This window comes from Pseudarthrobacter sp. HLT1-3, assembly GCF_059383535.1.
In genome coordinates this window covers 47,348-64,706 of record NZ_JBWZCJ010000018.1, presented here as the reverse complement: position 1 = coordinate 64,706, position 17,359 = coordinate 47,348, and the positions used below count along the sequence as shown (strand labels likewise).

Annotated in this window: 16 protein-coding genes, 2 tRNA genes and 1 pseudogene; 12 read left to right on the top strand and 7 right to left on the bottom strand. The window is 62.4% G+C overall.

All coding sequences use genetic code 11. The features are described from left to right. Positions 1 to 105: 105 nt before the first annotated feature. From AC50X9_RS15420 to AC50X9_RS15400, 5 genes are all read left to right on the top strand, one after another. Complete coding sequence (locus AC50X9_RS15420; RefSeq protein WP_494894691.1) at positions 106 to 2,265, top strand: DEAD/DEAH box helicase; 2,160 nt, start codon at positions 106 to 108, stop codon at positions 2,263 to 2,265. A 231-nt stretch (positions 2,266 to 2,496) separates the two neighbouring features. Continuing rightward, positions 2,497 to 2,568 (top strand) — tRNA-Thr (locus tag AC50X9_RS15415). A gap of 62 nt (positions 2,569 to 2,630) precedes the next feature. Next, positions 2,631 to 2,707, top strand: a tRNA-Met gene (locus AC50X9_RS15410). A gap of 1,288 nt (positions 2,708 to 3,995) precedes the next feature. Next, the gene (locus tag AC50X9_RS15405) at positions 3,996 to 4,238 is read left to right on the top strand and encodes a hypothetical protein (RefSeq protein WP_494894689.1); all 243 of its coding nucleotides are present in this window, start codon (positions 3,996 to 3,998) and stop codon (positions 4,236 to 4,238) included. Positions 4,239 to 5,084: 846 nt separating this feature from the next. After that, positions 5,085 to 5,321 carry a DUF6596 domain-containing protein gene (locus tag AC50X9_RS15400; RefSeq protein WP_494894812.1) on the top strand — a complete coding sequence of 79 codons (237 nt, stop codon included), beginning with the start codon at positions 5,085 to 5,087 and terminating at the stop codon, positions 5,319 to 5,321. Between the two features lie 251 nt (positions 5,322 to 5,572). On the opposite strand, the gene AC50X9_RS15395 is transcribed toward AC50X9_RS15400, so the two are convergent. Beyond that, complete coding sequence (locus tag AC50X9_RS15395; RefSeq protein WP_494894687.1) at positions 5,573 to 5,884, bottom strand: histone-like nucleoid-structuring protein Lsr2; 312 nt, start codon at positions 5,882 to 5,884, stop codon at positions 5,573 to 5,575. A 220-nt stretch (positions 5,885 to 6,104) separates the two neighbouring features. Between AC50X9_RS15395 and AC50X9_RS15390 the strand changes: the two genes are divergently transcribed. After that, on the top strand, positions 6,105 to 6,875 hold the full coding sequence (locus AC50X9_RS15390; protein WP_494894685.1) for a potassium channel family protein: 771 nt from the start codon (positions 6,105 to 6,107) through the stop codon (positions 6,873 to 6,875). 109 nt (positions 6,876 to 6,984) lie between these two features. Here the strand turns inward: AC50X9_RS15390 and AC50X9_RS15385 are convergent, their stop codons facing one another. The 6 genes and pseudogenes from AC50X9_RS15385 to AC50X9_RS15360 all read right to left on the bottom strand — a co-directional run bounded on the left by AC50X9_RS15385 (position 6,985) and on the right by AC50X9_RS15360 (position 11,831). After that, entirely contained in the window at positions 6,985 to 7,377 is a 393-nt protein-coding gene (locus AC50X9_RS15385; protein WP_494894683.1) for a hypothetical protein, read from the bottom strand. Between the two features lie 133 nt (positions 7,378 to 7,510). Further along, positions 7,511 to 7,984 (bottom strand): annotated as a pseudogene (locus tag AC50X9_RS15380) (ATP-binding cassette domain-containing protein); the annotation flags it as partial. Positions 7,985 to 8,529: 545 nt separating this feature from the next. After that, positions 8,530 to 8,739: a hypothetical protein gene (locus AC50X9_RS15375; protein WP_494894681.1), complete on the bottom strand. Its 210-nt coding sequence runs from the start codon at positions 8,737 to 8,739 to the stop codon at positions 8,530 to 8,532. Between the two features lie 244 nt (positions 8,740 to 8,983). Next, on the bottom strand, positions 8,984 to 10,213 hold the full coding sequence (locus AC50X9_RS15370; protein WP_494894679.1) for an MFS transporter: 1,230 nt from the start codon (positions 10,211 to 10,213) through the stop codon (positions 8,984 to 8,986). A gap of 288 nt (positions 10,214 to 10,501) precedes the next feature. Beyond that, positions 10,502 to 10,825, bottom strand: a complete 324-nt coding sequence (locus AC50X9_RS15365; RefSeq protein WP_494894677.1) for a hypothetical protein — start codon at positions 10,823 to 10,825, stop codon at positions 10,502 to 10,504. 70 nt (positions 10,826 to 10,895) lie between these two features. Continuing rightward, the gene (locus AC50X9_RS15360) at positions 10,896 to 11,831 is read right to left on the bottom strand and encodes a VOC family protein (RefSeq protein WP_494894675.1); all 936 of its coding nucleotides are present in this window, start codon (positions 11,829 to 11,831) and stop codon (positions 10,896 to 10,898) included. A gap of 144 nt (positions 11,832 to 11,975) precedes the next feature. Here AC50X9_RS15360 and AC50X9_RS15355 point away from each other — a divergent pair, with 144 nt between their 5' ends. The 6 genes from AC50X9_RS15355 (at position 11,976) to AC50X9_RS15330 (ending at position 17,229) form a co-directional block, all read left to right on the top strand. After that, positions 11,976 to 12,914, top strand: a complete 939-nt coding sequence (locus AC50X9_RS15355; protein ID WP_494894673.1) for a LysR family transcriptional regulator — start codon at positions 11,976 to 11,978, stop codon at positions 12,912 to 12,914. Between the two features lie 113 nt (positions 12,915 to 13,027). Next, the gene (locus AC50X9_RS15350) at positions 13,028 to 14,410 is read left to right on the top strand and encodes an aromatic ring-hydroxylating oxygenase subunit alpha (RefSeq protein WP_494894671.1); all 1,383 of its coding nucleotides are present in this window, start codon (positions 13,028 to 13,030) and stop codon (positions 14,408 to 14,410) included. Beyond that, the gene (locus tag AC50X9_RS15345; protein WP_494894669.1) at positions 14,407 to 14,937 is read left to right on the top strand and encodes an aromatic-ring-hydroxylating dioxygenase subunit beta; all 531 of its coding nucleotides are present in this window, start codon (positions 14,407 to 14,409) and stop codon (positions 14,935 to 14,937) included. The genes AC50X9_RS15350 and AC50X9_RS15345 overlap by 4 nt, the downstream gene beginning before the upstream one ends. Continuing rightward, positions 14,934 to 15,152 carry a ferredoxin gene (locus tag AC50X9_RS15340; protein ID WP_494894667.1) on the top strand — a complete coding sequence of 73 codons (219 nt, stop codon included), beginning with the start codon at positions 14,934 to 14,936 and terminating at the stop codon, positions 15,150 to 15,152. The genes AC50X9_RS15345 and AC50X9_RS15340 overlap by 4 nt, the downstream gene beginning before the upstream one ends. Then, the gene (locus AC50X9_RS15335; protein ID WP_494894665.1) at positions 15,149 to 16,375 is read left to right on the top strand and encodes an NAD(P)/FAD-dependent oxidoreductase; all 1,227 of its coding nucleotides are present in this window, start codon (positions 15,149 to 15,151) and stop codon (positions 16,373 to 16,375) included. Before AC50X9_RS15340 ends, AC50X9_RS15335 begins: the two co-directional genes overlap by 4 nt. Beyond that, complete coding sequence (locus tag AC50X9_RS15330) at positions 16,372 to 17,229, top strand: SDR family oxidoreductase (protein WP_494894663.1); 858 nt, start codon at positions 16,372 to 16,374, stop codon at positions 17,227 to 17,229. The genes AC50X9_RS15335 and AC50X9_RS15330 overlap by 4 nt, the downstream gene beginning before the upstream one ends. Positions 17,230 to 17,359 lie beyond the last annotated feature (130 nt).

Here is a 17,359-nt window from a genome sequence, read left to right as displayed (position 1 = left end):
GACCGGCCGGTCAAAGTATGTCCGGCGATTTAGCGTCACGCGTACTGCGGCTCCGCTCACCTCGGGTTGTGCCGCTTGGCCCCTATGGATGAGGATATTTCACCTATGCCCGAAAATCAGAACAACTCCGTCGAAACCGAAACCATTCAGAGCGACGTCGAGACTTCTGAAACGGCTGCCCCCGCAGCCGGCTCCGCCCCGGTATTCACCGAGGCTCCTGCTCCCGTGGAGGTTCCGGCCGAAGCCGAGACCGCACCGCAGGCTGACACCCAGACTGCGGCCGAGACCGCACCGCAGGGCGACACCCACACCGAAGCCGAGACCAAGGCCGCCCCGGCCAAGGACGAGGACGAAGATGAGGGCGTCAAGTTCGTGGACCTCGGCATTGACGGCCGTGTCCTGGCTGCCCTGCAGGACGTCGGCTACGAGAAGCCGTCCCCGATCCAGGCAGCAACCATCCCGCTGCTGCTTGAAGGCCGCGACGTCGTGGGCCTGGCCCAGACCGGCACCGGTAAGACTGCAGCATTCGCAGTACCGGCGCTGTCCCGCCTGGCCGAGCTCCACGACCTCAACGGCCCGTCCCGCAAGACGCAGGCCCTGGTGCTTGCTCCGACCCGTGAGCTCGCGCTCCAGGTTGCCGAGGCCTTCACCTCCTATGCCAAGCACATCGATGACTTCACCGTCCTCCCGGTGTACGGCGGCTCCGCCTACGGCCCCCAGCTCGCCGGCCTGCGCCGCGGCGCACAGGTGGTTGTCGGAACCCCCGGCCGCGTGATCGACCACATCTCCAAGGGCTCCCTCGACCTGTCCGAACTCCAGTACCTGGTGCTGGACGAAGCTGACGAGATGCTCCGTATGGGCTTCGCCGAGGACGTCGAGCAGATCTTCCAGCAGACCCCCGAGGGCCGCCAGGTTGCACTGTTCTCCGCCACGATGCCCAGCCAGATCCGCCGGCTGTCCAAGCAGTACCTGAACAACCCGGCCGAGGTCCAGGTCAAGTCCAAGACCACGACCGGCGCAAACACCCGCCAGCGCTACCTGCAGGTCATGGGCCCCCACAAGCTCGACGCGCTGACCCGCATCCTTGAGGTCGAAGAGTTCGAAGGCGTCATTGCCTTCGTTCGGACCAAGATGGCCACCGAGGACCTGGCCGACAAGCTGCGTGCGCGGGGCTTCCAGGCCGCCGCCATCAACGGCGACATCCCGCAGCAGCAGCGCGAGCGCACCGTTGAGGCCCTGCGCGACGGCAAGATCGACATTCTCGTCGCCACCGACGTTGCCGCCCGCGGCCTCGACGTCGAGCGCGTCAGCCACGTGGTCAACTACGACATCCCGCACGACACCGAGTCCTACGTGCACCGCATCGGCCGCACCGGCCGTGCGGGCCGTTCCGGCGACGCGATCCTCTTCATGACGCCGCGGGAGAAGTACCTGCTGCGTTCCATCGAGAAGGCGACCCGCCAGCCGGTCGAGCAGATGCACCTGCCGACCGCGGAGACGGTCAACACGCTGCGCCTGGGCAAGTTCGCGGAAAAGATTACCGAGACGCTCGAGTCCGAGGATGTTGCGGCGTTCCGCGACCTCATCTCCTCCTACGAGGAAGAGCACAACGTGCCGGCCTCGGAGATTGCTGCTGCGCTGGCCGTTATGGCCCAGGGCGGCCAGCCGCTCCTGGTCAAGGAACTGCCCGCCGCTCCTGAATTCCAGAAGCGCGAACGCGCCAAGGACGGTTTTGGCTCACGCGGCCCGACCCGCACCCTGACCGAAGGCAACGCCACCTACCGGATCGCCGTCGGACGCCGTCAGCGCGTTATGCCGGGTTCAATCGTTGGCGCCATCGCCAACGAAGGCGGCATCTCCTCGGCCCAGATCGGCGGCATCGACATCCGCGCGGACCACTCCCTCGTGGAGCTCCCGGCGGACCTGAGTTCCGACCAGTTGAAGGCTCTGTCCCGCACCCGGATCGGCGGCGAGCTGATCCACCTCGAGCTGGACAACGGCCGCAAGCCCTCAGGCGAACGCGGCAGCTACCAGGGTGGCGGCCAGGGCGGAAGCCGCGGCGGGTTCTCCGGCGGCGGAGACCGTGGCGGCAACTTCAAGGGCAACGGCGGCTTCAAGCGCGAATTCCGCAAGACCGACGGCGAGCGGTCCTCCGCTGACCGTGGCGGACGCTCCTTCAGCGACCGCAACGAACGTGGCGTCGGCACCGACGCGGCCCGCAAGCCGCGCACCGAAGGCGGCTTCAAGCCCCGCAACAAGTGGTAACCATCAGCGCTAAGCACTGATTCACCCTGAGAACGGGCCGGCCCAACAGCCGGCCCGTTCTTCGTTAAGTTCCCTTGGTCACATCCGGGTACCCGGGGCTGGGGACGGCCCGGCTGCGGGGCACCAAACGGTCCCCTGAGGCCCCGGATTTCCGCGGATTTTGCCGCCTGGAACGCCGTTCCGGCCCCGATTTGTTGGCAGGCGGATCTTCCGGTAAAGTATTTACTCGTTGCCCCCCTAGCTCAGTGGTAGAGCGCGTTCTTGGTAAGAACGAGGTCACCGGATCGATTCCGGTGGGGGGCTCTGAATGAGGGCCTGTGTCAAGGCGGTTTTTGACCGGCTTAGCGCAGGTTTTCCTCATTTATGGCGGCGTAGCTCAGTTGGTTAGAGCGCACGACTCATAATCGTGAGGTCGGGAGATCGAGCCTCCCCGCCGCTACCAGCTAAGACCCCCGGAATCCGCGTGATTCCGGGGGTTTTTCTGCGGCAACAGTTGAGCGCTTTCCGAGAGTCGTCTCTGAGATTCCCCGGGATTTCCTAACTTTCTCTGTCAGGTGGCTGTTAAATGGCTGCTCCTGGCTAGCCTTGCCGACCGCGCGCCGGACTAGGGCATGGGGCTGTGCGCCCGTGTGCGCTGGCTGCAGCGTCATACGCGACTGGGACGCGGTTGGCGGACGGAGTGCCGTCAGATGACCACCTGAGGGCTTGTAGCGCGTCTCCTTCGCTTGCCGCCACTCGAATCCATGTTCCGGTTTGTCTCGCGGGAGGCCCCCGACCGTTTGAACTTTCGTCTGAAAATCGAAAGGTCACCGGATCGACGCCGGTCGGAGCCACCAGCTAGAACCCCGCAGTTCCCAGTGTTTACACGGGATCTGCGGGGTTTTTTCGTTCTGCGGGGAAGCCGGCTATTCAGTCTGAATCAGGCCGAATCAGCCAAGATCGTGAACAAACCCCTGGTATCCCCTTGGTAGGACCCTCGCTGTCGTGAGGCCACCCGCGGCGACATGCCAAGGCTCCGGCCCATTGCATGCCGAGGCATGGCCCCCTCGAAGGATCGCGCCCAGGCTACGCATGCCAGGACAGCGGACCGTCGCATATCACCCTTGATCGAAGCGTCCTCTGACCACCGTGAAGGCGAGCTGGACATGCGGTTGGTGGATTCCGTCACGACTCCAGCGGGCGTGACCAAGGTCAGCGCGCGGCTGAGCTGCTGGCCAACTAGGACGGCATCCGCGGCGACCCGGTGACACGGGAGCCGGCCCGGGTACGCGGTGCCTCTAGATCGGCTTCTGCGACCCCGGGCCCCCTCGGAACGCTGGAAACGCTCAATGTCGGATGTTGGCCCTAGTCTTACATCGGCTCTCAAATCTGTGGGCCGACGTGTGGCAAGAGTTCCGTCGCTCGTGACGTGACAAGGAGTACATGTGCTCAGGAGGACTGTCATGGCCGGTCAGCTGGTCGAGGTGTAGGGACGCTCGATCTCAGCAGCATCTTCGAGCTTGATCTGATAGCGGAACTACAGCTGCGGGCTCATGCCCGCGCTCAAAAAAATGGGGGAATGAATGAAACGACTGATCATAACTGGAGCCGTCGCCGCAGTGGGGCTTGCGCTCACCGGTTGTGGCGGAACTGCGCAAGCTGAGCCGTCTCCGACTCCGACTGACACTAGGACCACGCTGCAGAAGGCGACGTCCGAGTGCATAAAGGGGGCAACCGTCGGGATGGAGCTGATGGACGCAGGCAAGTCGGTGGAGATGCGCACCGCGGGGGAGAAGTCGCCCTACCTGACGGGCCTCAAGCAGTCTGAAGTGGACTGCGTGCTCAAGGCAAGCGGGGCCTCATCGGCCGTCCTGGCCAAGATGGGCAAGACGCGCGCTCTCGACGGAACCCGGACGGATTCCTGGAGCAACTTCGAGGTTTCGTACAGCTTCCACCCCAACAGCGGATTTGCTGTCATCCTAGAGGAAAAGTAGCCGGAATCACCCCGGTCGTTACCGTAGTCAAGTGCCCACGTGGAGCCCCGGCCCTGAAAAGCTGGGGTTTTTCCATTCTGGCGTTCACTTTGCCGGGGGCGGCGGAGAACCTGCACGTGATCATAAACTTGCCGCCTCGTTGGCCGCCGGGAACACGTACGCTCTGCGCGGCCAAGGTTTTTACCATTGCTGCGGCTCGAATGCGTCCAGCCACCCTTGGATTTGGGGCCATGACCGCTTGCGGCGTCCCGGCCGCAGAGTACGCATGATCTTCGGATAATTCGGGGAAATTTGGGAGCGGGTCTCCGGTCCGTCACTGAGGGGCTGGACACGACCTGTCCCATGGAGGCCGCGATGCTGACGTGGGTTGTGGAACAACGTACGGGACGGCCAGTTACGCGTCGGCTGCGGTTCGCGGTTAGCGGGAGAGCGTCCTAGGATCGCTGTTCCGGTTCTAAGAAGGTCCCGACGTCGAATGATGAGCCAGGTCGCCAAGGCCCGTTCGCGGGCTGCGGGGGACTTGGATGAGGGGAGGCGGCCTTCGGCTTTGTAGAGGGCGAGGGTGTCGCGGAGGTTTTGCAGCCCTGCAGCGGCGATGCGGGTGGTCCGTGTGGGGCGGGTGGCGTTGCGGTAGTCGTCCCTGAGAGGCGGTTCGGCCTTGGCTGCCCGTGGCCAAGTGGTAGCGGACGGTGCTTTGGGCGGCCCCGACGGTTGCGGCGATCTGGGTGCTGCTAAGGCCTTGCCGGTCTATCTCATGTTTAATGAGGGCTATTCGGCTACCGGCGGCAGCACCTCGATCCGCGGTCTCTGGTCCGGGAAGAGATTCGCCTCGCCCGGTTGCTGGTTGTGGTGCTCGAGGGTTCTCCGCACGAGCCCGAGTCTCTAAGTCTGCTGGCGCTAATGCTGTTCCACGACGCCCGGCGGCGGGCGCGGACAGACGCCGCAGGGGCGCTGGTGAGACTGGAAGAGCAGGACCGCGGATCCCGGGACAAGGCTGCGATTGCCGAAGCTGCCGCGTTGCTGGCGGTCGCCGATAACCTGGACATCTCCCGCCATCGCGGCATGCCACATGACTATTTGTAAGGAAGTCAGCATGGCCAGGCGGGACATCCTATACATCAGGATCAGGCTCGCGCGGAGCTTGGTGAAGTCGATAAGGACAAAGGTTGTCCCGCTCGAGTTGTTTAAGGAACAGCTGGTCAACAAGCAAAACCGAGGCCAGAACTCGAATAAGTTCCGGCCTCGGTTTTGCACTTTAGGCGGTGCTAAGTGGGGTTCTGCTCTTGACCCAGCCCATATCAGCCGGCTGAACTCCGGATCTGGTGGTATGGCCCTTAGTGCGCGGCTTCGTACTTTTCCATGATGTCAGCCTGGATGCGGCCGCGGGTATTGACTGGCAAGCCCTGTTCGGCCGCCCAAAGACGGACCTCGCGGGCATTGGAGGAAGCTGGACGAGTTGTCCGGGCCCGCCCGCCGGTCTTTCGGGCTGCTTTGATGTAGCGGCTGAATGCTTCACGTAGTTCGCTTGCGTGAGCATCATTGAGATCGATGGCGTATTCGACGCCGTCAAGGGCAAACGAAAGTGTCTCGCTTGCCTTGGAGCCGTCGAAGTCATCTTCCAGAAGGGTTACTACTCGTTGTGCCATAGGAAAAGTTTAAGGCTTCGAAATCACGCCCGATGACTGTTCGCTACCAACGAAGGCCAATTGAATGCCAAGGAGCTCAGAATTTGCCACTTTGTCTCCGCCCATCACAGGCCTGTGTGGAGCCGCTCGTTGTAAGAAGGCAATAGGCCCCACGATCTGCGCAAGATCAGCACGAGATCGCAACGCCCGCGGTGCCGATGCCCTGCCTTAGACTGCAGCCATGACGCAAGAATCATGGCGAAGGCGCTCCGAGTGGCCGTTGGTAATCGCCGCTGTGCTGTTCCTCGCCGCCTATTCCGTCCAGGTCATTTCCAACACCGACTTCGCTGTTGTCGAATTCCTGATCTGGACGACGTGGCTCGCGTTCGCTGGCGATTACGTGATCAATCTAGTCCTAGCTCCTAATCGTGGGCGCTGGTTCGTCCGAAATCTCCACGAGTTGGCAATTGTCGCACTACCGGCGTTGCGGCCATTGCGGTTGCTGCGCCTGGTCAGTCTCCTGCGGGTCGTTCACCGCGTCGGAGGAAATGCCCTGCGCGGCAGGGTGCTGATCTTCGTACTGAGCTCCGCGACACTGTTGATCTACGCCGGTGCACTAGCGGTCCTCGACGCCGAAAAAAATGTTCCAGGTTCGAATCTGACCACCTTTGGGGATGCCGTTTGGTGGGCCATGACCACCATAACGACCGTGGGGTACGGGGACCATTACCCCGTGACGGCGCTCGGCCGGTGTGTTGCCGCCGGGCTCATGGTCGGCGGCGTCGCTGTCCTGGGTGTCGTCACGGCTTCCGTCGCATCCTGGATGGTGCAGTCGGTCGCAGAAGAAACCGCAGCGGAGATCGACTCCGCAGAGGAGCCGATCCGAGAGGAACTCCGCCGGCTCTCAGCACAAGTTGAACACCTGACGACGCTCCTGCAGGCCGCTGCAGACGATCTTCCGGCTGGAACCCCAAAAGTGCCAGGGGTTGAACCAGCGGCTACCTTGAAGTAAATGCTGCTTTCCGCGGAATGTCCTCCTCGGCCACTGGGTTACGTATGCGCTGTTATCAGCGTTTGTAGCGCGCAGGGACATGCTTGTCCGGAAGAACCCTACCGTTAGGTCAGATCTTGGCGGTTACCTTGGGCCTACGCTTGTCCGTGGCTTTTCGCTTCTGGGCTACGCCCGATTTCCAATCTTCAAGGTCCTGAATGAGGGACTTTATATCAGCAGGGCTTGGCGGTTCGTCCTGAGCTTCCTGCGGTTCGTCATGGGGCCCGAGCCGTGAGAGCTCGGTCATTGCATTTTCAATTGCAGTCCAGTCGCTGTCGTCGACCGTAACCGTGCGGACTCGGTTTGTCTGGACGGCACGTTCGAAACGCGTCACCGCGTCGTTGAAGAGGACCTCTTCGATTGCCCTTTCCCAAGCCTTGCGCATCTCTCTGACAAGAGTTTCGCGGGCTTCCCGCCACACCTTGTCGGCCTTGTTGTCCCAGTATTTTTCATTTTGCTGCAAGTGATTGCGGATGTAGCCGAGCCGTTTACTAAGGTTTGCGCCGTACGGAGGTAACGTGCCGCTGTACGTGCCCGCTCCGGCAGAAGTGTTTTCCAGTACTCGGTACTCGATGTCGGCTCCGGTATGTGGAGCGTGGTGATTTAGCTGTGGTCACGCCGAGCTGGATCTTTTGCTGCTGCCCGCCGGAAAGCTTATCGAGCCGCATGTTCGCCTTGTCGGCCAGGTCCACCCGTTCCAGGTACTCTTGGGACCAGGTTTTGGCGCGGGTCTTGTCCAGGCCTTTGAGCCGGCCGAAGTAGACCATGACATCCAGGACGGTCTCTTTCTTGTACAGACCGCGTTCCTCGGGCAGGTACCCGAGCCGGGCACCGTCCTGCGGGGCGAAGGGTTTGCCGCCGATGTGCAGGGTCCCGGCGGTGGGCTGGTAGATGCCCAGCAGTGCCCGGAGGGTGGTGGTTTTGCCGGACCCGTTGCTGCCGAGGAACCCGAAGGTTTCCCCGGCGTGGACGTCGAAGGAGAGGTCTTTGATGACCGTCGTGTCCCCGAAATCCATGCGGAAGTCTTTGAAGTGTACAAGCGGCTCTGTGGCCGCGTCCCCCAACGTCATGCTCCCACTCTAACCGGGTGCACAAGGGTGCCTTCTGGCTCCTGTTGCATGTTGCTGCGAGCCCCGTGAGCCCCATCAGCTCTTTGTCCGCAGCGCTGTGCCCTATCCTGTTTCGAAAGCGCTAATCGCCGGATTCACGAGCGTTGGGACTCCGCGGCCGGTGAGGACCTGGAGCCTATACCGCGGTCGGTGAGGTCATGGACGATATTGGCAGGGTTCGACGCTGAGGAGCTGATATGGCCGGTCTGCCTTTCACGAAGTACCATTCCGCGGCTGGACAAGAGGTCAACGGTCGTTGTCACTCTCAGTAGAGTGGCGAACGTCCGCTTGATGGATAGCTCGAATTTCAATGCCTACGAGGCCGGGCGAAGCTATCGAGGGTCAGGTCTTGGAGTTCTTTGACAGCAGCGTTGAGGAGCCGGTCGGCCTCCTCGATGCTGGATGCGGTGATGTGGTGCGGGGTCATGGCGAAGCACCTTTCTATCGTGGGGCGGGAAGTGCTGGCCTGATCTGCTCGACACTGTCTTAAGGATTGTCTGACTGAATCAGGTCTGATACCGGTGGATTTGGCACTCGTCCATGAAGAGCATTCTGCGTTCCCCGGTCCTCAGTTCCCGGACCCACACGATGTTCAGCTGCGGCATGGTTTCCTCCACGTGTCCGCTGTAACGGGTGGGTCCATTCCCGTGGACATCGACGTGATCGCCATATTGAAGGGGGGCGGAGTCGAGAGCGCTGCCGGTGTGGTCCGTCATGGTGCCGTCGTCTTTTCTCTGGGTGGCCGTTGTTGGCTGTCGAAGTGGGTGGCGTGGGCCGCCCGGAAGCTAGGTGGAGCAAGCTTCGGGCGGCCCATGCGTTTAGGCCCGGGACGTATTGATATGACGCAGCATTCGGCGCCCTGTAGCTCCCGTCTCGGATGCGAGCAGTACGCGTCTTCGGGTGGGGCAAAGTCGCGGTCACAGTCCAGGGGGCTGCGGTCCTTTAGGGCATTGGGATGATTTACGGAGCGGTGAGGACCTTTTCTTCTTCAACCGGCTCGGCGCCGACGGGCCCGGGTCGCACGACGGCTGCCAGCACGAGGGCGACAAGGGCACATAGGATGCCGATGATACCGACGGCTGCTGCGGCCTCAATCCCGATCGCGCCCTGCATTGCGCCGACAACCAGTGGCGTGATGAATTGACCGAGGTAGAAGGCCGAGGCCCAGGCCCCGGTCGAGCGGCCCCGAGCCGAGAAATGAATCCGACCGAGCGCCCATGCCAACATTGTAGGTAGCAGGATCCCGGTTCCCGCACTGGCGATTAGCACGCCGGCGATGACACCGATCACAGACTCTGCGTCCGCCGCGATCCAGATGACGACGTAGCCGGCGGCCAGTGCCCCAAACGCAGTGGGCAGAAGCTTTTTGGCTCCGAAGCGGGCGAGCCGCGGGAATATGAAAGCGAAGATCGCAGTTGCGAGTGACGCGGCGGCGGAGATCGGCCCGATTGCCTGAGCGTCAGCGAGCCCGAGGCTCGCGTAGATGACCGGCGGCTCGGTGAGTGCCACGAAGAACGCGAAACCGCCGAAGAACGTAACGACAAGCGGCAACGCGAGATACCGCCACGGGATGCCGGACGCTGCTTGCACTCGGGATGCTGCTCGGTCTCCCTCAGTCTTTTTGGGTTCCCACAGCACGAAAATCATCGGGATGGCGATGAGGAGGCTGATTGCGTAGACGTAAAATGGCGTGCGCCAGCCGCTGCCACCCAGTAAGCCGCCCATGAGCAGGAAAATCGTCGCCGAAATGGTCGTGTACACCGACTGCAAACCGAAATAACGGTTCCGGCGGTCGCCGCTGAAGTAGTCGCCGATGAGCGTGGTGCAGCATGTGAGAATCGCCGCCTCGCAGATGCCGACTAGTAACCGGCTGATGAGAATGATCGACAGATCGGCGGGGAGCCACACCGGCGCCGTTCCGACGATCGCGTAGAGGAACAACGCCACGATCAAGAGATTCTTACGGCCGATCCTGTCGGCGACCAGGCCGGCGACCGGCGCAAAGATCGCGACCATCAGTGCAGGTGCCGAGATGATCAGAAGCACGAGCGGGCTGCCGCCGAACTCTGCCAGCAGCTGCGGGATAACGGGGGCCAGCAGCACCGAGCCGAGCACCTGCATACAAGTCGCGAAAAGCAGCGGCAGGGCCTGGGCGGTGCCTGCCGTTCGGGCAGACGATGTGATTGTCATAAGATCTCCTTTGATCGTTGGCATGGGTGGTTCAGGGTGGAGCTGTGTCGGGAATGCGCTCGTCGTAACGCACGATTGGGGAACGGCGAGAGTCTGAACCGGGACCCTCAACGCCCGTCGCCGTGCCGGGGTACCCGTGCCGCAGATTTACCGTCCACGACCCGATGGCGGATCGTCCCGGGCGTCTGGGTGGGGTGATCTCGACGGCACCGGCTTGACCAGAGCCTCTACGACGCTTGGCAGCGTTCACTTTTGGGGAGCTCGTGCGCGTCAGCGATGACGGGGCCCTTAGTGCGCGCCCGGAGGGTGGTGGGCGCTGATGGAATCAGCCACTCGGCGATCGGCCAGGCGGTACCAACAGTCCTCTGCCTCCCGAACGGTGATCACAAGTTCCCGACTGCCGAGTGCATTGAGTTCGTGTTCTACGGTTTCGGGTGCGATGTTGAGGCTGAGTGCGATGTCCCGGGCGTGTCCGGGAGCTTCCAGCAGCATGGTCAGCAACACCCGCGACAGGTCACGGGACATTGCCTTGCGGACTGCTTCGTCTATTTCATCCAGCGTCCGTGACGAAACCACGAACGCGCTGGCCGGTATCGACTCCTCCACTTCCATTAGCTTTCCTCGACACGCAGCAGGGACGGGAGGGATGTTGGAGCGTGTTTCCACGTGGCCAAACATGGCGCTAAACCGGTGACGGTTTCCAGAGGCCGCTGTCTGTCTTCTGGCGCAGCATCGCGGGGATCATTTCCTCGGTGATCGAACCGCCGGTGCCCCACTGATCCTGGGATTCGGGGTCGCTCATGTCGAATGTGCGGGGTTCCCAGGTGTTCTCATCCGGGATCGTCTCGAGCTCGGTGGTGTACTCGATGATGTTGCCCTCGGGGTCATTGAAGTAGGTGAATGTGTTGTCGCCTGGACCGTGCCTGCCGGGTCCCCAGAGCGGGCGGTGTCCGCTGCGCAGGAGGCGGCCGGTCCCGCGCATGTATTCGTCCAGGCCGCGAAGTTCGAACGATACGTGGTTGAGCGAAACGGATGGGGCCTGCGCGATGGCGAGGATGTGGTGTTGGGAGCCGCTGCGCATGAAGCACATCATGTCGCCCAACCAGTCGGACAACTTGAAGCCCAGGTGGGTTTCGTAGAACGCTTTCGTGGCCTTCACATCTGTGGAGTTGATGACCACGTGGCTGAGGCTCTTAGGGATGGATTCCCGGGGCTCCAGCGCCCGGTAAGGGCGCTCCTCGACTCCGGTCGATACTTCAATCAGCCGCCCGTCAGGGTCGAAAAACCGCAGGCCGTACCCACCGCCTGGAGTGTCGAGCTGGCCGGGTTCTCGGTCCAGTTTGACGGCGGCGCTGCCCAACCGTTGCGCGAGCTCGTCGACCTCGGCTTCGGTATCGGTTCCGAAAGAGATGAGGTCCAGCCGCTGGTCCGTGTCCTTGCGAACGCGAAGAATGTAGTGTTCCGGGTCCGCGGGTGTGCCAAAAAAGGTGATGCCGCTGTCTTCGGCGACGGGCTGCAGCCCCCACATGTTCTTGTAGAACTCGACCGATTTGGCGTAGTCCGGAACTCCGAGGCCGACGTGCCGTAGCCGGGTAATTGGTTGGAAGGGAGTCGTCATTTGCTGTCCTCGCTTGATTTGGAATCCGTCCTTCGTGACGGTTAGCTCCTGATGCAAGCAAGCTAACCTTGCCTTGGCCTTCGATTCAAACGATTATTTGCGATACATCTGGATCGATTTTGACAATGAATGGACTGCACCCCCGTGAACTTTGATTTGGCCCGCATTGACCTGAACCTGCTCGTGGCGTTTGACGCTCTTATGGCAGAGCGAAGCGTGTCTTCTGCTGCGAAGCGGCTGTCCATAGGGCAGCCGGCGATGAGTTCCACCTTGGCGCGCCTGAGGCGGCTGCTGGATGACCCTGTCCTGGTGCGCGATGGACGCACGATGATTGCTACGCCTTTGGCGCAGTCTCTCGTCGTCCCGGTGGGCGACATCCTGGCGAGGGTGCGCGAGATGTTGTGGGCCCGGCAGTCGTTCGCACCCGAAAACGAGCATCGCACCTTCCGGGTGATGACCAGCGAATACTCTGCTCTTGCCTTGCTCCATCCCCTCATGGTGGCGCTGAGAACGGAGGCGCCGAGCATTCGGCTCAGCATCCAGACCATGGCGCCCGATTTTGTCGACCAGCTCAAGCACAATCAGCTCGACTTGGTCATCGTCCCCGCCGAAGTATTCCCCCGCCAATCATTCTCGCGGCAGGAGCTTTATCAAGACCGCTACCTCCTGGCCGTCGATGAAGCGAACCCGGACGTAGGTGAGGAAATCAGTCTGGAGCAGTTCAGCGACATGCCGTACCTGGCGACCCAATGGGGCACGCAACTCTCCCTGGTCGACACCCAGCTGGACAGGCTGGCGATACCGCGCCGTGTCGAGGTCACGGCAGGGTTCGGGCTGGCGCCGTTAATTCTCCGCGGAACGCTCCTGATCACCTTGATCCCCGAGTTGCTCGCGCGGCGGATCGCCGCCTTGGCGGACATCCGCTTGTTGGAGCCGCCCATGCACTTGGAGCCGGTCACCGAGACCATGACCTGGAACCCAATGTTCGACGACGAACCCGGCCTGCAATGGCTCCGCAACCGGCTTCTCACCGAAGCGCTCAAGCTGAACAACCGAGGTGAGCAGAGCCGCCAAATACATTGATCAGATCGATCGATTGACATCGAAACTTACAGCTTCTGTTGATGGGACCCCTCCCGTATCGTTGCCAAACACCGGGTGTTGAAGGTCACACGGTCAAGAATCTAGGAGCTCATATGTCAGTCACTACGTCCAATGGCGCGCGAGTTGGCGGACTCCTCGACCGCGTCGAGGAATCTCTCGCAGACGGCCAGGTGCCGGTCGAAATATTCAACGACGACGAAGTCTTCCACGCCGAGATCGACAGCATCTTCGGGACATGCTGGGTCTTCGTCGCCCACGAGAGCGAAATTCCGAAGGCAGGAGACTTCGTTCAGCGCCGCATCGGTCTCGATCCCGTTATCGTCACTCGGGACGGCAAGGGCGGCGTCAACGTAATGTCGAACTACTGCCGCCACCGTGGCACACAGGTGTGCCAGACGGATGCAGGCAACTCACGCTTCTTCAAGTGCCCGTACCACGGTTGGACCTACAACAACGAGGGCGATCTCGTGGGCACGCCGCACATGCACGATGCCTACGGGGAACGGCTGGATCCCAAGCATTGGGGACTGAAGCGCGCGCCCCGCATCGCCGTTCGTTCCGGATTCATCTTCGCGTCCCTCTCCAAGGAGGGGCCCTCGCTTGAGGAGTTCCTCGGCGGATCCGGCTGGATGCTGGATCTGATGGTGGGCCTGCACCCTGACGGTATGCGCGTCGCCGGTCCGCCGGAACGCTACAGGGTCAAGGCGAACTGGAAGATCGCGGCGGAGAACTTCGCCGGCGACGCTTACCACGTCGACACGCTGCACTGGAGCAACGAGGAAGTGGCGATGGTTCAGGGCTTGCAGGGCAACTGCGAGATGGCCCATCTATACGACTTCGGAAACGGCCACGCGAACATTGCCCACCCCTGGCCGGACATCATTCACCCGGGCTATGTGCTGTGGGGCTACCCCCCGGAGATCACCAGCCGCTTTGACCTGTCAGGTCTGGACGAGGCCCAGCTGCAGGTGGTCAACAATGAACCACCGACCACGGGGACAATTTTCCCGAACTTCAGCTACCTCCGAGTCAACTCGCCCACGGTACCTAACGGACCCATGACAGTGGTCACCACCTTCCGGCAGTGGCAGCCGATCGGTCCCGGAGAGATGGAGATCTGGAACTGGCAGTTTGTGTGGAACTTCATGTCCGAAGAAGAAGCACTCGAATCAGCCGTCGCCGGCCAGTTCGTCTTCGGTTCCGCAGGCACCTTCGAGCAGGACGACACAGTCGCCTGGGAGGGTGCGCCTCAGGCAGCTCGCAGCCCGTGGATGCGCCGCGAAGGCATGGCCTTCAATTACCAGCAATCACACCGGACTCCCGTTGATACCTCACCCGATCCGGACTACCAGGGTCCGGGCATCAAGCGGAACAGCGGCTACGGGGAACACAACCAGCTCAGCTTCTACCGCTCATGGCTGAAGACAATGCGGTTTGGTGCCCAGGCTGCGACCGGAAAGGAGAACGAATCATGACGACCGCCTTGGACCCCATAGCCGCTGAGGCTTCCGCCGAGACACACACGTTGGCCGCCCAGTTCCTGGCCCATGAAGCGCAGCTGCTGGACGAGGGACGCGAACGCGAGTGGTTCGCCCTTCTCGACGATGACCTCCTTTACACAATTCCGATCCGCCAGGCCGCTGAACCGCGCAGCAAGGAGATCGACCGCAAGGCCTTCCGTGTCCGTGATACCAAGGCGCACGTCCACACGCGGATCGAACGCCTCGCAACCGGCATCGCCTACTCGGAAGTGCCGCCGTCGCGCACCATGCGCCTGGTCGGATCCATCCACGTGACGCTCACCGGTCGACCCGACGTCATCGCTGTGACCAGTTCGCTGCTCGTTTACCGCCAGCGCGGAATCGACCAGCACTTCGACCTCATCCCTTGCCGCCGCAACGACACCCTTCGACTCACTGATGGAGCCGTCCGCTTGCTGACCCGGGAAGTCATCCTCACCGAAGTTGCCCTCAACACCCCGAACCTGGGCCTGTTTCTATGAGTGAAGGAATCGATGTCCACCTCGACGACAAGCGTTGCCGGATGTACGGCATCTGTGTCTCCGTCCTGCCTGATGTCTTTGAGACACCTGCCGGCAGCCCGACCGCCATCTTGCTGCGCACCTCGGTCGGGGAGGACGAACGTGAAGACCTGCAGGAGGCCATCCGATACTGCCCCGCCCAGGCCATCTCGATGCAGACTGTGAGCGGGCCATGAGCAGCGCTCCGCAACGAGTCGTGATCGCCGGAGGGTCGGCGGCCGGGCTGAGTGCCGCGGACGGGCTCCGCGAAGGCGGCTTTGACGGCTCCATCACCGTGCTGAGCGCCGAACGCCACCCGCCGTATGACCGGCCAACGGTGTCCAAGGATCTGTTGACCGCGGACGCCGAGCCGGAGGTCCTGGAACTTCGCACGGCAGAACGGCTCGCCGAGAACCGGATCTACCTCCGCCTCGGCCAGGAAGCCGTCGGCCTGGACATCGACCGGGGCTACGTCGTCACCAGCAACGGGGAGCCTCTACCCTGGGATGCACTCGTCATCGCCACCGGAACGCGCGCACGCCGCCTGCGCACCGTCGACGGAACCCCGCTGCCGGTCCTGCGCACCATAGATGATCTGCGGCTACTCAGGACAGCCATGGCGCTCTACGGCGAGATCACCCTCATTGGCTCCGGTTTCATCGGTTTGGAAGTCGCTGCCGGGCTGGCACGAAAAAACGTGAAAGTCACCGTATTCGATGCTGCCCCCCTGCCATTGGAGCCCATCGTCGGGCCCGAGGTGGCCACCGGTATCCGGAAACTGCACCGTGATCACGGTGTCGCCATGCACGGCGGGGTAGCAATCACCTCCGTTGAAGGGAAACCCGGGAACTACCGCATCGCCTTCGCCGACGGGACCGCACACCGCACACCCTTCGTTCTCGTCGGAATCGGCGTCGAAGCCAACACCGACTGGCTGATCGGATCCGGTGTGAAGCTGAACGGCGGTGTCACCACGGACCCTGCCGGCCGGACGAACATCCCGGGAGTCTGGGCGGCAGGTGATGTCGCTGCCTTCGAGCACCCACTGCTTAATGCGACCGTCAGGGTGGAGCACTGGACGCACGCCATCGAACAGGGCAGGCACGTCGGACTGAACATCATGCGTGCCGAACCCGTGCCCTATGGCATGCCGCCGTACTTCTGGAGCGACCAGTACGGCAAACGCTTCCAATCCTATGGACGACGCCGACCACAAGACCGCACGGTGGTTGCGGAAGGGGCACTCGACTCCGATGAGTTCCTGGTCCTGTACGGCGACGAACACCTGCACGCCGTATTCGCCTGCGGGCGCGAACGCTCCCTGCGTCCCTACCGGCGCTTGCTGGAACGGCGGGGAACCTTCGCGGAGGCCCTGGAGATCGCCCGTGCAGCGGATGGATCGCAGGTGAGAGTTTCATGAATTCAAAGACGCCCGGCAAGGGTGGCAAAGGAGAGGACAGCCCGATGGGACTGCTGACTGACCATGTGGTCCTGGTAACCGGAGGGGGTTCGGGCCTGGGGCTCGGAGTGGCCCGCTACCTGCTCGGGGAAGGCGCCCAACTCGCCATCCTGGAATACGATGCAGCCAAGGTCGCAGATCTCGAACGCGAGTTTGGCGCCGATGTCCTCGTGATACATGGCGATGTCCGCAACATTTCCGACCTGGAAAGCACCCGCGCGTCCATCCTCGAACGGTACGGGCGACTCAGCGCTGTGGTCGCCACCCAGGGGATCTGGGACGGGAACATCCGGCTCATGGACATTCCTGTTGATGAAGTCGATTCGGTTCTCGATGAGGTGCTCGCAGTCAACCTGAAGGGCTACGTACTGACAGCCCGCATCATGTTTGACCTCCTCAAAAAGGAGCGCGGAGCGATCGTCTTGACCGGCTCCAACGCCGCCTTCGCCGCCGACGGCGGTGGCGTGCCCTATACAACGAGCAAGGGCGCGGTCCGCAGCCTCGTTAACCAGCTGGCTTTCGAATTCGCCCCGGACGTGCGCGTCAACGGCGTTGCACCCACGGGGATCGCCAAGAGCCAACTGCGCGGTGCCGAGACGCTTGGGCTGGGTGCTACTAAACAATCCGACGTGCCGGCAGACCTCTTCCGGACCCACTTCGAATCCGCGGCGCCCCTGGCCTACCTGCCAGAACCGGAGGACTACGGCCCCCTCTACGCGCTGCTCGCCTCCAGCCGCAACCGGGTGATGACCGGACAAACCATCCTCGCCGACTCGGGCCTGTTCAACCGCGCGTTCATATCGGCAGGCGGATAACAAAACCCTCGCACCGGCACGAGCGCCGAGCAAGGAACCTGCTCCAGCCTGCCGGGCCCTAAACAGGGACACGGCTCGCAAGTCCCCAACAACACCACCCTCAACCCGTACCGCCGAATGGCATCGACGC

Excerpts from the sequence above, each read along its gene's own strand:
- AC50X9_RS15420 (WP_494894691.1), top strand. The coding sequence starts at position 106 with ATGCCCGAAAATCAGAACAACTCCGTCGAAACCGAAACCATTCAGAGC.
- AC50X9_RS15390 (WP_494894685.1), top strand. The coding sequence starts at position 6,105 with ATGACGCAAGAATCATGGCGAAGGCGCTCCGAGTGGCCGTTGGTAATC.
- AC50X9_RS15375 (WP_494894681.1), bottom strand. The coding sequence starts at position 8,739 with ATGACGGACCACACCGGCAGCGCTCTCGACTCCGCCCCCCTTCAATAT.
- AC50X9_RS15335 (WP_494894665.1), top strand. The coding sequence starts at position 15,149 with ATGAGCAGCGCTCCGCAACGAGTCGTGATCGCCGGAGGGTCGGCGGCC.
- AC50X9_RS15350 (WP_494894671.1), top strand. The coding sequence starts at position 13,028 with ATGTCAGTCACTACGTCCAATGGCGCGCGAGTTGGCGGACTCCTCGAC.
- AC50X9_RS15345 (WP_494894669.1), top strand. The coding sequence starts at position 14,407 with ATGACGACCGCCTTGGACCCCATAGCCGCTGAGGCTTCCGCCGAGACA.
- AC50X9_RS15405 (WP_494894689.1), top strand. The coding sequence starts at position 3,996 with ATGGACGCAGGCAAGTCGGTGGAGATGCGCACCGCGGGGGAGAAGTCG.
- AC50X9_RS15370 (WP_494894679.1), bottom strand. The coding sequence starts at position 10,213 with ATGACAATCACATCGTCTGCCCGAACGGCAGGCACCGCCCAGGCCCTG.
- AC50X9_RS15365 (WP_494894677.1), bottom strand. The coding sequence starts at position 10,825 with ATGGAAGTGGAGGAGTCGATACCGGCCAGCGCGTTCGTGGTTTCGTCA.
- AC50X9_RS15340 (WP_494894667.1), top strand. The coding sequence starts at position 14,934 with ATGAGTGAAGGAATCGATGTCCACCTCGACGACAAGCGTTGCCGGATG.
- AC50X9_RS15395 (WP_494894687.1), bottom strand. The coding sequence starts at position 5,884 with ATGGCACAACGAGTAGTAACCCTTCTGGAAGATGACTTCGACGGCTCC.
- AC50X9_RS15360 (WP_494894675.1), bottom strand. The coding sequence starts at position 11,831 with ATGACGACTCCCTTCCAACCAATTACCCGGCTACGGCACGTCGGCCTC.
- AC50X9_RS15330 (WP_494894663.1), top strand. The coding sequence starts at position 16,372 with ATGAATTCAAAGACGCCCGGCAAGGGTGGCAAAGGAGAGGACAGCCCG.